Genomic DNA, 11,860 nt, shown 5'->3' with positions numbered 1-11,860 from the left:
GCCTTCGCCGTGTCCGGGAGTGCGGTCGCGCAGCGGATGCGCAACGATCGGAGCATGCGAGTACTCATCGCCGGAGCGAGCGGCTTGATCGGGTCGGCGCTGGGCGAGCGCCTGCTGGGCGACGGGCACGAAGTCCGCCGCCTGGTGCGGCGGGAAGCGCGTGGTGGCGGGGAATTCCGCTGGGACCCGCCGTCCGGGACCATCGCCGAAGGCGCGTTCGAGGGCGTGGACGCCGTCGTGAACCTGGGCGGGAAGCCGTTGTTCCCCGGGCGGTGGAGCGCGATGCGCAAGCAGCAGCTCACCGACAGCCGGGTCGAGCCGACCGAGGTGCTCGCCGAAGCCGTCGCCGAGCACGGGGTCGGCGTGCTGGTCAACGCTTCCGCCGTCGGCTACTACGGCCACACCCATGAGTCCACTGTGGACGAATCGGCTCCGCGGGGGCGCGGGTTCCTCGCCGAACTCTGCGAAGCCTGGGAAGCCGCGACGGCGCCGGCGGGTGATGCGCGGGTCGTGCACATCCGGACCGGGCTGGTGCTTTCGGCGAAGGGTGGCCTCTACGGCACGCTGCGGCCGCTCTTCCGGCTGGGCCTGGGCGGGCGGCTCGGCGACGGCCGCCAGTACATGCCGTGGATCTCCCTCGACGACGAGGTCGGCGCGATCGCCCACGTCCTGGCGAACGACCTGTCCGGGCCGGTGAACCTGACCGGGCCGGAGCCGGTGACGAACGCCGAGTTCACCCGCGCGGTCGGCCGCGCGCTGCACCGCCCGGCGCCGTGGTGGGTGCCGGGCGTCGCGCTCAAGGCCGTGCTCGGCCAAGCCGGCGAAGAGATGGCGTTGTTCGGGCAGCGGGCCGTCCCGGCCGCGCTGGAACGGTCCGGCTACGCGTTCCGGCACCCGACGCTCGACCGCGCGCTCGCAGCGGCATGAGCGTCCCGCTGCAGCGCTGGCTGGTCGTCGGCGGGGTGTTCTTCGCCGCGTTCGTCCTGCTCGGGCTGAGCGTGGCGCGGCAGCCGCTGACCCTCGACGTCGAAGTCGCGAACGCGCTGCGCGGCGTGTACGCGGAGCCGCTGGGCCGGGTCGCGCAGATCGGCAGCGACGTCCTCGGGCCGGTGCTCCCCTTCGTCCTGGGCGCCGCGCTGCTGGCGCTGGCGCTGCGCCGCCGGCAGCACTTCGGGTTGTGCGTGCGGCTCGCCGTGGTGCTGCTGCTGTGCCGGCTGACGAGCCTGGTGTTCAAGCCGATCTTCCTGCGGGAGCGCCCGCGCGCTTACCCGGACCTGAGCTACCCGAGCGGGCACGTGGTGTCGGTGGCGAGCACCGGGTTCGTGCTGCTCCTGCTGTGCGCGTGGGTGTGGCCTCGGGTGGTCCGCCGGGTGGCGGTGGCCGTCGCGGTCGCCGTCGTGCTGTCCGCCGCCTGCCGCGTCGTGCTCGGCGTCCACTGGGTCACCGACACGATCGGCGCAGTGCTCGCGGTGACCGGTGTCGGGCTGCTCTCAGCGTGCGCCTTGCGGCTGCTTCCCCCGGGTGACGGGCGTAGCCTCGACGGGTGAGTTCTTCCCGCACCACTTGCCGCGCCAGCACCGAGCCCGTCGACGTCCGGGAGCTCGGCACGATCGACTACACCGAAGCCTGGGAGCTCCAGCGGACCCGGCTCACCGAGCGCGCCGACGGCACCGCGCCGGACACGATGTTCCTGTTGCAGCACCCGTCGGTGTACACCGCGGGCAAGCGCACCGAGCCGGCCGACCGCCCGGCCGACGGCACGCCGGTGATCGACGTCGACCGCGGCGGCAAGATCACCTGGCACGGCCCGGGCCAGCTGGTCGGCTACCCGATCGTGAAGCTCGGCGACCCGATCGACGTCGTCCACTACGTGCGGCGGCTGGAGGAGGCGCTGATCCACGTGTGCGACCAGCTGGGCGTGCACAGCGGCCGGGTGGAGGGCCGCAGCGGCGTCTGGATCCCGGCCGACGACCGCGGCATCGAGCGCAAGATCGCGGCGATCGGCATCCGCGTCCAGCGCGGCGTGACGATGCACGGCTTCGAGCTGAACTGCAACGCGGACCTGTCGGCGTTCGACACGATCGTGCCGTGCGGCATCCGCGACGCGGGCGTGACGTCGCTGTCGTACGAGCTGCAGCGGGACGTCAGCGTGGAAGCGGTCCTGCCCCTGGCCCGCGACGCGGTTTTGGCGGCGCTGGAAGGCGAGCTCCCGGTGAGCGAGGACCGCTGGCTCCCGCGCCCGGAGGCCCCGAAGGCGGCGGGCGTCACCTTCGCCCTGCAGAACTGACGGAACCGGGCGCCTCCCGCGGGAGGCGCCCGGTCCGCGTTCAGTCCAGCTGCGGCGCGACCTCGGAAGCGATGAGCTCGACCTGGTCCAGGTCCGACAGGTCCAGCAGCTGCAGGTAGACCCGGGTGATCCCGGTCTTCTCCCGCCACTGCCCGATCCGGTCGACGACCTCGGCGGGCGTCCCGGCCAGGCCGTTCGCCCGCAGCTCGGTGACGTCGCGGCCGACCGCCGACGCCCGGCGCCCGACCTCCTCCTCGGAGCGGCCGACGGCGATGGTCAGCGCCACCGACCGCAGGATCTCCTTGGGGTCGCGGCCGATCTCCGCGGCCGCCGCGTCGACGCGCGCGAACTGCGCGGCCGCCGTCTCGGCGTCGACGAACGGCAGGTTGAACTCGTCCGCGAACCGGGCCGCCAGCTGCGGGGTGCGCTTCTTGCCCTGGCCGCCGACGATCACCGGCGGCGCCGGCGACTGCGCGGGCTTCGGCAGGGCCGGCGACTCCGACAGCGAGTAGTACTCGCCCTTGAACGAGAACGTCGAGCCGACCGGCGTCTTCCACAGCCCCGTGATGATCTCGAGCTGCTCGGCGTAGCGGTCGAAGCGCTCCTTCAGCGGTGGCAGCGTGAGGCCGTACGCCTCGTGCTCGGCGTCGTACCAGCCGGAGCCGAGGCCGAACTCGACGCGGCCGCCGGACATCTGATCGACCTGGGCGACCGAGATGGCCAGCGGGCCCGGGTACCGGAACGTCGCCGCGGTGACGAGCGTGCCGAGCCGGATCCGGCTGGTCTCGCGGGCCAGGCCGGCGAGGGTGATCCACGCGTCGGTCGGGCCGGGCAGGCCGTCGGCCGAGCCCATCTTCAGGTAGTGGTCGCTGCGGAAGAAGGCGTCGTAGCCGGCGGCTTCGGTCGCCTTCGCCACGCGCAGCAGGTCGTCGTAGCTGGCCCCCTGCTGGGGCTCGGTGAAGATCCTCAAGTCCACGAAAGTCAGCCTATAGAGACGTCGGGCTCCGTGCGCCGCAGCCGTACCAGCATGCGGACGATGACGTCCTCGATCTCGGCGCCGACCTTCTTCGGGTCGGGCGAACTGGCGATTTCGGTCGCCGCGCTCGACAGCGCGCCGAACAGCAGCCGCGCGGTCACCTCGACCGGGACGGGCTCGACCTCGCCGGCGTCGATCAACGACTGCAGGCCGGACCGCACGAGCCCGAAGCTGCACCGCTCCTCGGCTTCGCGCCAGCGTTCCCAGCCCATGACGACCGGCGCCTCGTGGATGGCGATCCGCTGGTAGGCGGGGTCGAGGCAGGCCCGGATGAACGCGTTGAGCCCGCCGAGGGCGCGTTCCCACGGGGAGCCCTCGCCGGTCATGATCTTGTCCAGGCGGTCGTAGACGAGGCTTTCGACCTGGTCGAACGCGGCTTCGAAGAGCGCCTGCTTGCCGCTGAAGTGGTGGTACAGCGCGCCCTTCGTGACGCGGGCGCGTTTGGCGATCTCGTCCAGCGAGGTACCCGCGTAACCGCGTTTCGTGAACAGTTCCACCGCGCTGTCGACCAGCGCCGACCGCGTCGACTCGGAGTAGTCGAGTCGTCTGGACCTCATTGTCGCCACCTTCACAACCTTACGCCCGGAGGATCTCTCCGTACTCATGGTATGTTCGCCTCGTCAGGTCCGTACCGGGAGTATGCCGCAGACCCGCGGTATGACCCGGGCCACGGAAGGGGAGCCACACCATGAGCTGGACAGACTTCTACCGACGCCAGGAAATCCTCGAAGCCACCGTCCGCCTGGCGGGCCGCAACCCGGCCGAGCCGCTGCCGCTGGAGGAGGTCCCCGGCGCCGAAGAGCACTTCGGCACCGAGGAGAACGTCCTGCTGGCGCTGCAGTACCAGTGGACGCGGACGCTGAGCGGCCGCCTGCGCGCCGAGGTCACCGACCCGGACGACGCCGACGGCCTCGGTGACCACGTCGACGCCGTCACGCGTGCGTGGCGCTCCGCCGTCGACGAGCACGAGACGCTGCGCGCGGTGCTCGACGGCGCTTACGAGCGGCACGCGTCGCTGCGCCGCATGCACGAAGGCGAGCTGCGGATGCTCGCCGTCACGGCCGGCCTGGCCGACCCGCGCGAACCGGGTGAAGAGATCGCCAAGGTGGGTTACGCGCTCGAGGCGCTGCTGCGCACGAGCCGTGAAGAGCCCGCCCGCCGCCGTCCCGTCATGGGACACCTTCGGCGCCTGCTCGCGCCCTCGGCGTGAACAGGGTTTAGTGAGCGCATGACGGAGCGCTGGACCGACGCCGACATCCCCGACCAGACCGGCCGGACCGTGCTGGTCACCGGGGCGAACTCGGGGCTCGGGCTGCGCACCGCCGAGGTGCTCGCGAGCAAGGGGGCTCGCGTGCTCCTCGCCTGCCGCTCCGCCGAACGCGGGGCGAAGGCACTGGACATCGTCAAGACGGCCGCCGCGGGCGCCGAGCCCGAGCTCATCCCACTGGACCTGAGCGAGCTCGCCTCGGTGCGCGCGGCCGCCGCGTCGGCCCGGGAACTGACCGGTGACGCCCTGGACGTCCTGGTCAACAACGCCGGTGTGATGGCGACCGCCCGCGGCCGCACCGCCGACGGCTTCGAGCTGCAGCTCGGTACCAACTACCTCGGCCACGCGGCGCTGACGTGGCTGCTGATGCCCGCCCTGCGCGGCCGGGTCGTCACGCTGTCGAGCCTGGCCGCCGTCGGCGCCCGCATCCACCTCGACGACCCGAACGGCGACCACCGCCGCTACAACGCGGCCGCCGCGTACGGGCAGTCGAAGCTCGCCTGCCAGGTGTTCGCGCTCGAGCTGGACCGCCGCCTGCGCGCGGCCGGCTCCGACGTGATCAGCGTCGCCGCCCACCCGGGCTACACCGCGACCGGGCTCGGCAGCGGCATGGCGCGCTCGTACTCGAACCCGGTGGTGCGCTCGCTGATCGCCGGCGGCCACCGCGCCGGCGAGCTGCTGTTCGCCCAGAACACCCGCGTCGGCGCCCTCCCGCAGCTGTACGCGGCGACGGCGGACGGTGTCGAAGGCGGCAGCTACTTCGGCCCCCGCGGCCTCGGCAACCTGCGCGGATACCCGGCTCGCGTACCGACGGTGGCCGCCGCGCGCAGCGAGTCGCTGGGGTCGGCGCTGTGGGAGCTGACGGCGGGCTTGACGGGCGTCACCCCCGACCCCGCGTAGCCCGGACGGGCGTACGGTTGGGGACGTGAGTGCTGCGCCTGAAGGCCGGAAGCTGCTGCGTCTCGAGGTTCGCAACAGTGAGACGCCGATCGAGAAGAAGCCGTCGTGGATCAAGACGCGGGTGCGGATGGGGCCGGAGTTCACCGAACTCAAGGGTCTCGTGCGTCGCGAGGGTTTGCACACGGTGTGTGAAGAGGCCGGTTGTCCCAACATTTACGAGTGCTGGGAAGACCGTGAGGCCACGTTCCTGATCGGCGGGGACCAATGCACCCGGCGGTGTGACTTCTGTCAGATCGACACCGGTAAGCCCGCCGCTCTGGATCGGACGGAGCCGCGGAAGGTCGCGGAGTCCGTGCAGGCGATGGGGTTGCGGTACTCGACGGTCACCGGCGTGGCCCGGGACGACCTCGCCGATGGTGGCGCTTGGCTGTATGCCGAGACGGTCCGGCAGATTCACGCGTTGAACCCGGGTACGGGTGTTGAGCTGTTGATCCCGGACTTCAACGCCGACCCTGAGCAGTTGGCTGAGGTGTTCGGCTCGCGTCCGGAGGTGTTGGCCCACAACGTGGAGACGGTGCCGCGAATCTTCAAGCGGATCCGCCCGGGCTTCCGCTACGCGCGGTCCCTCGAAGTCATCACGAAGGCCCGCGAGGCCGGTTTGGTGACGAAGTCGAACCTGATTCTCGGTATGGGTGAGACGCCGGATGAGGTGGCTCCGGCGATGCAGGACTTGGTCGACGCGGGGTGTGAGATTTTGACGATCACGCAGTATTTGCGTCCTTCTGCTCGGCATCATCCGGTGGATCGGTGGGTGAAGCCGGAGGAGTTCGTCGAGCACTCTCGCGCGGCGGAGGCGATGGGGTTCGCGGGTGTGATGGCGGGTCCGTTGGTGCGGTCGTCGTACCGCGCGGGTCGGCTCTACGCCCAGACCAAGGCGCACCGCGGCGAAGTCCTCCCGGAGAACCTGGCCCACCTGGCCGCCGAAGGCCCGGCCGCGCAGGAAGCGGCGTCGCTGCTGGCGCGGTGACGCACGTCACCCCACGGTCCTTAAAGGATCGGTAAAGTGGGCGGCATGGCCCTGGTTTCGGACCTCCTCAGCTGGTTGCAAGGACTCCCGGAACCGGGCCTCGTCGCGGCGACCGGCGGCCTGGTGCTCGCCGAGTGCACGATCGGGCTGGGGTTCCTGGCACCCGGCGAATCCGGCCTGCTGATCGCCGCGACGACGGCGAACACCGTCGCCCGGTTCGTGGTGCTCTGGCTGGTCGTGACGCTCTGCGCGACCGCGGGCGACGCGCTCGGCTACGCGATCGGCCGCCGTTTCGGGCCCCGGCTGCGCGAGACGAAGCTGATCCGCAAGTACGGCCTCGACGCCTGGGACAAGGCGACGTCGGTGCTGGAACGCCGGGGCGCGTGGGCGGTGCTCTTCGCCCGGTTCCTGCCGGTGGTCCGAACGTTGACCCCGGCGGCGGCGGGTACCTCGGGGCTGCCGTTCCGCAAGTTCCTGCCCGCCGCGGCAGCGGGCGCGTTCTGCTGGTCACTGGTCCACATCAGCATCGGCGCGGCGTTGGGCGAGGCGGCGAAGCGGATCGAAGGCGCGCTGAACACGGGCGGCTTGATCGTGGTGGGCGTGCTCGCCGCGGTAGCGGTGTTCTTCTTGCTGCGCTTGAAGAAGCGGAAGGTGTCGGCGGCTTCGGACCGCGAACCCGAGCGAGTCCCCTGACCCCCTGAGGGTGCGACCCGGGGCCGCACCTTCCCGGCGTCAACGGCGGGCGTACGCCGCCTTGCCGGTGGCCCAGCCGAGCGCCGGCAGCGCCCACCAGCGACGAGCGGCCAGGTTCCCTTGCCCGGCGCTGCGGCCAAGTCGTAGCCGCCGAGCTTGCCCTGCGCCCGGTAAGCCGAGCCGGGCAGCTTGTCGCCGTACAGCCCGTGCACCAGCCGCTGGTACGCCGCCACCGGCACGCCCTCGCCGACCCGCTGCCGGGCCGGGTCGTTGGTACCACGCGTTGACCTGCGGCTCGGTGAACACCAGATCGCCGCCCGCCTGCGCCGGGTACGTCAGCTCCTCGGTGCCCCGGCGTGAAGTTGGTCGCGGTCCCGCCGTCCGCCGCGCGCTCCACCCACACCGTCGCCTGGCGGCCCGTCGAGGCAGCGGTCCGCACCGCGTAGTACGCGAACGTCAGCCGAGGAACCGCGCGATGGTCAGGCCGCTCGCGGCCCAGCACCACTGGTTCTGTTCCTGGACCAGCTGGCTGATCGACAGCGTCGTCGCCTCGGTGGTCGCGCTCGCGGGCGGGGACAGCAGGCCGGTAAGGGCCACGCACAGCGCACCGAGCGCCATTGCTCGTCTGAAGTGCATTCGTTGCTCAGCGGGGACAACACCGGCGTTATGCCGCCTATCGGGCGGGCGCGAGCCCGCACCAGCGCGCGAAGTGCGGATTCCGTTGCCGCGACGCGGTGTGCGCGGCTTCCGCGCACCGGAACACCTCGCCGGTGGTCGGCGTGCGGGCGTCGTCGTCGCGGGTCGCGAACAGCAGCGTCGTCCACAGCGGGTCGCCGCGCAGGGGCAGCGCGACCAGGCCCGGCGGTGGCGCCGACGCCGCCTGCGCGAGGCAGACCGCACCCTGCGCGATGAGCGTCCCCGCGGTGCCCGCCTCCGACGTGAAGTGCCGCACGCGCGGGCTGAACCCGGCCGCCGCGCACGCCTGCAGGAACCGCACGCGCACGCAGTTTTCGTGCGGGGGCGGGAGGATCCAGTCGCAGCCGGCCAGGTCGGCGAGGTCGACGACGCCGTCGCGGATCGCCGGGTGCCCCTCGGCGATGCCGACGAAGATCGGCTCGGTGGCCAGCGTCCGGACGGTCAGGCCGGCGAAGTGGTGCGCCTCGGTGCCGTCGAACCGTTCGAGCAGCGCGACGTCGACGCGGCCGGTCGAGAGCAGCTTCAGCAGCGTCAGCGACGCCGGTTCGGCGTACGTCTGGACGTCGAGCTCCCGCTCCCCCAGCTCCTCGATGAACCGGCCGATGATGAGCAGCGGCACGTACCCGATCCGCAGCGTCTCCGGCCCGCCTTCGCCGTGGCGCCGCGCGGAAGCGACGAGCGCCTGCATGTCCGATAGCAGCGCGTCGGCGCGGGCGAGCACGAACCGGCCGAGCTCCGTCGGGCGGACGCCACTCGGCCCGCGCACGAACAGGTCGCCGCCGAGGATCCGCTCGATCCGCTTGAGCTGCGCGGTGAGCGCGGGCTGGCTGACGCCGAGGACGGTCGCGGCACGGCTCACGCTGCCGCCGTCCGCGACGGCGCGGACGGCCCTGAGATGGCGCAGCTCCAGCTCGGCCACGCCCAGCAGGCTAACGCCGTCTTCACGACCCGCACGACCTGCGAAAGTCGGGCTTACTACATTCGGCGGTATGAGTCTCGCGGATCTTCCCCGGCCGATCGGGTTCGTCCTCGGCGGGGGCGGCAGCCTCGGCGCCATGCAGGTCGGCATGCTGCGCGCGCTCGCCGAGGCCGGACTGTCACCCGATCTGGTGACAGGCACGTCGGTCGGCTCGCTCAACGCGGCGGTGCTCGCCCTGCCGGGCGGCGACCCGTTGCCGCGCCTGCACGACATCTGGGCGCACATGACGCGCGCCGAGGCGTTCCCCGGCGGCGTGCTGAGCCGCGTCCGGACCCTGACGCAGAGCAAGACGCACCTGTTTCCCAACAGCGGCCTGACCGGGATCATCGCCGACCACCTCGGCGCCGGAACCCGGTTCGAGGACCTGGCGCTGCCGCTCGGCGTCGTCACGACGCAGGTCGACACGGCCGAGCCGCTGCTGATCCGGTCCGGGCGGCTGCTCGAGCCGCTGCTGGCCAGCTGCGCGATCCCGGGGATCTTCCCGCCGGTGGAGCACGACGGGCGGTTGCTGTACGACGGCGGGCTCGTCGCGAACGTCCCGATGCGCCAAGCGTTGGCGATGGGCGCGCAGTCGCTGGTGGTGCTCGACTGCGCGTTCCCGGGGAAGCTGCCGGAGGCGCCGCGGACGTTCGCCGAGGTGATGATGTTTACCGCGATGATCAGCATGCGGAACCAGGCGGTGCTGGAAGCGCCGGTGGCGGCGGCTTCGGTGCCGGTGGTGTACCTGCCGGGGCCGGCACCGGTACGTGTGAACCCGCTCGACTTCGGGCACACAGAAGCACTGGCGGAAGAGGCGTACTCGGCCGCCCGCGAGTTCCTCGACGGGATCTCGGTGAGCGGGCCGGGACTTTACGGGGCCCCAGGCCTCGTCGTCACGTGATCCGCGTCACGCCGATGCACCGATCCGCCGGGAAGAACGTCATCGCTATCGCGTAGTTTTGAACGACGAATGCCCGCCGACCCCAATTCCCAAAAAGAGATAATATGCCCCCCAAGAAGATTTTACTTTCGGTGGCCGGAATCCTCGCCGGAGCACTGCTGGTTTCCGCTTGCTCGTCCGGTGACGACGGCGGCTCACCCGGCGGCGGGGCGCCCGTGTCCGGTTCCGCGTCGGCGGCGGCGACCCCGGTCGCCGTGTCGTTCGAACCCGCGGGCGGCACGGGGGTGAGCCCGGCTACGCCCGTCGTCGTCAAGGCGGCCAACGGGAAGCTCCTCGACGTCACGGTGACCAACACCGCGAAGGGGACCAAGGTCGGCGGCAAGCTCGCGGCCGACGGAGCCAGCTGGACCTCGACCGAGCCGCTCGGCTACGGCGCGACGTACAAGATCGTCGCGCACGCCCAGGGCGCCGACGGCAAGGCGGTCGAGCAGGACAACCAGATCAGCACGATCGCGCCGAAGAAGCAGGCGAACGCCAACCTGATCCCGGCGCCGTCCGCGGTGGCGAGCACGGGCGTCGGCGTCGGCCAGCCGATCGTGTTCAGCTTCGGCAAGATCGCCGTCAAGAACAAGGCGGCGGTGGAGAAGGCCCTGACGGTGGAGTCGACGCCGAAGCAGGAAGGCAGCTGGTACTGGATCGACGACTCGAACGTCCACTACCGGCCGAAGGAGTACTGGAAGGCCGGCACGACGCTGAAGGTGACGGCGAAGATCTACGGCGTCGACTTCGGCGGCGGGGTGTTCGGCGCGGAGGACCGCACGGAGACGTACAAGGTCCACGACTCCTGGATCGCGAAGGCGGACGGGAACACCGAGCAGATGCAGATCTTCCACAACGGCGCGATGGTCAAGTCGATGCCGATCTCAATGGGCAAGGACGCGACGCCGACCCACCTGGGCGCGCACGTCATTTCCGACAAGCAGGCCAACTACACGATGGACTCGTGCACGTACGGTGTCTGCCCACCGGACCCGAAGGCGTACCGGTCCAACGAGAAGTGGTCGGAGCGCATCTCCAACGACGGCGAGTTCGTCCACGAGAACCCGAACAGCGTGGGGCAGCAGGGAAGTTCGAACGTGTCCCACGGCTGCATCAACCTCAACGGGGCGAATGCCCAGTGGTTCTTCCAGAACATGGGCCTGGGGGACGTCGTGGAGGTGACCAACTCGGGCGGGCCGCAGCTGCCGGTGTGGGACCTGTACGGCGACTGGACGAAGTCTTGGGCTGATTGGCAGGCCGGGTCGGCGCTGAAGTAGCCGCCTGGTTGGTCGTTTGGTCGGCGGGAGGGCCGGGGCTCGGTTGGAGCCCTGGCCCTTTTTCGTGCCTGGAGTGGGAGTTGAGCGGACCGTTCGCGGGCGAGGTGGGCACGAACGGTCCATTCGCCCTGGCGCGGGGAGTGAGTGGGGCGTCCGCGCGGGCGAGGTGAGCGCGAACAGTTCTGTTCGCGCTGGCCCGCCGGCGCGGGCCGTGCTTGGTGCCGGGCAGGTGCGGGTGGACGGGCGCCTGCACCGCACCGAAGCGGGTTGCTCCGCACCGCGCCCAAGCGGGTTGCTCCGCACTGCGCCCGAGGCGAGTCGCTCGCACTGCGCCGAGGCGGGTCGGCCGTTGGCTGCCGGCGAGCCCGCGACCTTCGCGCGACCGGTTCCCCTTCGGCTCACCGGGCGCGAACGGTCCGCTGGCACCGTAGCGGGCTTCGCGCGACCGTTCGTGCCAGCGGGAAGTTGTCCGTAGACATGAAAAAGGGCCTGGGCCGGGAGACTCGCGTCTCAACCGGGCCCAGGCCCTCTTCCCAAGTAAGTTCGGCGGTGTCCTACTCTCCCACAACCCTTCGGTTGCAGTACCATCGGCGCTGTCAGGCTTAGCTTCCGGGTTCGGAATGGGACCGGGCGTTTCCCTGACGCTAAAACCACCGAAACACTCCGAAACAACACACGCACCCAGCGTGGTGTTTCAGAACCGTAGAGTGGATGCGCAACATCTTCGTAGACAAGTCCTCGGCCTATTAGTACCAGTCAACTCGACAACACATTACTGT

The 11,860-nt window shown here is 71.0% G+C and carries 13 protein-coding genes and 1 rRNA gene; 9 read left to right on the top strand and 5 right to left on the bottom strand.

Annotation, left to right across the window (positions count from 1 at the left end):
• The first annotated feature begins 54 nt into the window (after positions 1 to 54).
• From ACIRSS_RS00070 to lipB, 3 genes are read left to right on the top strand one after another with little or no spacing between them, the layout of a single operon-like run.
• Entirely contained in the window at positions 55 to 927 is an 873-nt protein-coding gene (locus tag ACIRSS_RS00070) for a TIGR01777 family oxidoreductase (protein WP_400888718.1), read from the top strand.
• Complete coding sequence (locus tag ACIRSS_RS00065; protein ID WP_400888716.1) at positions 924 to 1,547, top strand: phosphatase PAP2 family protein; 624 nt, start codon at positions 924 to 926, stop codon at positions 1,545 to 1,547. The genes ACIRSS_RS00070 and ACIRSS_RS00065 overlap by 4 nt, the downstream gene beginning before the upstream one ends.
• Positions 1,544 to 2,287 carry a lipoyl(octanoyl) transferase LipB gene (lipB, locus tag ACIRSS_RS00060; RefSeq protein ID WP_400888713.1) on the top strand — a complete coding sequence of 248 codons (744 nt, stop codon included), beginning with the start codon at positions 1,544 to 1,546 and terminating at the stop codon, positions 2,285 to 2,287. The genes ACIRSS_RS00065 and lipB overlap by 4 nt, the downstream gene beginning before the upstream one ends.
• A gap of 40 nt (positions 2,288 to 2,327) precedes the next feature.
• Here lipB and ACIRSS_RS00055 read toward each other — a convergent pair whose 3' ends face one another.
• Both ACIRSS_RS00055 and ACIRSS_RS00050 read right to left on the bottom strand, forming a co-directional pair.
• A complete protein-coding gene (locus ACIRSS_RS00055; protein WP_400888711.1) occupies positions 2,328 to 3,263 on the bottom strand; it encodes an LLM class F420-dependent oxidoreductase in 936 nt (311 codons plus the stop codon).
• 5 nt (positions 3,264 to 3,268) lie between these two features.
• Positions 3,269 to 3,880, bottom strand: a complete 612-nt coding sequence (locus ACIRSS_RS00050; RefSeq protein WP_155541882.1) for a TetR/AcrR family transcriptional regulator — start codon at positions 3,878 to 3,880, stop codon at positions 3,269 to 3,271.
• A 131-nt stretch (positions 3,881 to 4,011) separates the two neighbouring features.
• Between ACIRSS_RS00050 and ACIRSS_RS00045 the strand changes: the two genes are divergently transcribed.
• The 4 genes from ACIRSS_RS00045 to ACIRSS_RS00030 are packed head-to-tail and all read left to right on the top strand — an operon-like array spanning position 4,012 to position 7,210.
• The gene (locus ACIRSS_RS00045) at positions 4,012 to 4,533 is read left to right on the top strand and encodes a hypothetical protein (RefSeq protein WP_400888708.1); all 522 of its coding nucleotides are present in this window, start codon (positions 4,012 to 4,014) and stop codon (positions 4,531 to 4,533) included.
• Positions 4,534 to 4,551: 18 nt separating this feature from the next.
• The gene (locus ACIRSS_RS00040) at positions 4,552 to 5,490 is read left to right on the top strand and encodes an oxidoreductase (protein WP_400888705.1); all 939 of its coding nucleotides are present in this window, start codon (positions 4,552 to 4,554) and stop codon (positions 5,488 to 5,490) included.
• Between the two features lie 25 nt (positions 5,491 to 5,515).
• Positions 5,516 to 6,517 carry a lipoyl synthase gene (gene lipA / locus ACIRSS_RS00035; protein ID WP_400888702.1) on the top strand — a complete coding sequence of 334 codons (1,002 nt, stop codon included), beginning with the start codon at positions 5,516 to 5,518 and terminating at the stop codon, positions 6,515 to 6,517.
• Between the two features lie 45 nt (positions 6,518 to 6,562).
• Entirely contained in the window at positions 6,563 to 7,210 is a 648-nt protein-coding gene (locus ACIRSS_RS00030; RefSeq protein WP_400888700.1) for a DedA family protein, read from the top strand.
• Between the two features lie 456 nt (positions 7,211 to 7,666).
• Here ACIRSS_RS00030 and ACIRSS_RS00025 read toward each other — a convergent pair whose 3' ends face one another.
• Together ACIRSS_RS00025 and ACIRSS_RS00020 are read right to left on the bottom strand one after the other, a co-directional pair.
• A complete protein-coding gene (locus tag ACIRSS_RS00025; RefSeq protein WP_400888697.1) occupies positions 7,667 to 7,846 on the bottom strand; it encodes a hypothetical protein in 180 nt (59 codons plus the stop codon).
• A gap of 37 nt (positions 7,847 to 7,883) precedes the next feature.
• Positions 7,884 to 8,825 carry a LysR family transcriptional regulator gene (locus tag ACIRSS_RS00020; RefSeq protein ID WP_400888695.1) on the bottom strand — a complete coding sequence of 314 codons (942 nt, stop codon included), beginning with the start codon at positions 8,823 to 8,825 and terminating at the stop codon, positions 7,884 to 7,886.
• Positions 8,826 to 8,895: 70 nt separating this feature from the next.
• On the opposite strand from ACIRSS_RS00020, the gene ACIRSS_RS00015 reads away from it, so the two are divergent.
• Together ACIRSS_RS00015 and ACIRSS_RS00010 are read left to right on the top strand one after the other, a co-directional pair.
• On the top strand, positions 8,896 to 9,765 hold the full coding sequence (locus ACIRSS_RS00015; protein ID WP_400888693.1) for a patatin-like phospholipase family protein: 870 nt from the start codon (positions 8,896 to 8,898) through the stop codon (positions 9,763 to 9,765).
• Positions 9,766 to 9,869: 104 nt separating this feature from the next.
• Positions 9,870 to 11,081 carry an Ig-like domain-containing protein gene (locus ACIRSS_RS00010; RefSeq protein ID WP_400888690.1) on the top strand — a complete coding sequence of 404 codons (1,212 nt, stop codon included), beginning with the start codon at positions 9,870 to 9,872 and terminating at the stop codon, positions 11,079 to 11,081.
• A gap of 541 nt (positions 11,082 to 11,622) precedes the next feature.
• On the opposite strand, the gene rrf is transcribed toward ACIRSS_RS00010, so the two are convergent.
• A 5S ribosomal RNA gene (rrf, locus tag ACIRSS_RS00005) occupies positions 11,623 to 11,739 on the bottom strand.
• Positions 11,740 to 11,860 lie beyond the last annotated feature (121 nt).

Origin of the sequence: Amycolatopsis sp. NPDC101161, assembly GCF_044768185.1 — a bacterium.
Taxonomy (GTDB): domain Bacteria; phylum Actinomycetota; class Actinomycetes; order Mycobacteriales; family Pseudonocardiaceae; genus Amycolatopsis.
The sequence above is the reverse complement of the archived record's forward strand: the minus strand, read 5'-3'. Positions and strand labels throughout refer to the sequence as shown.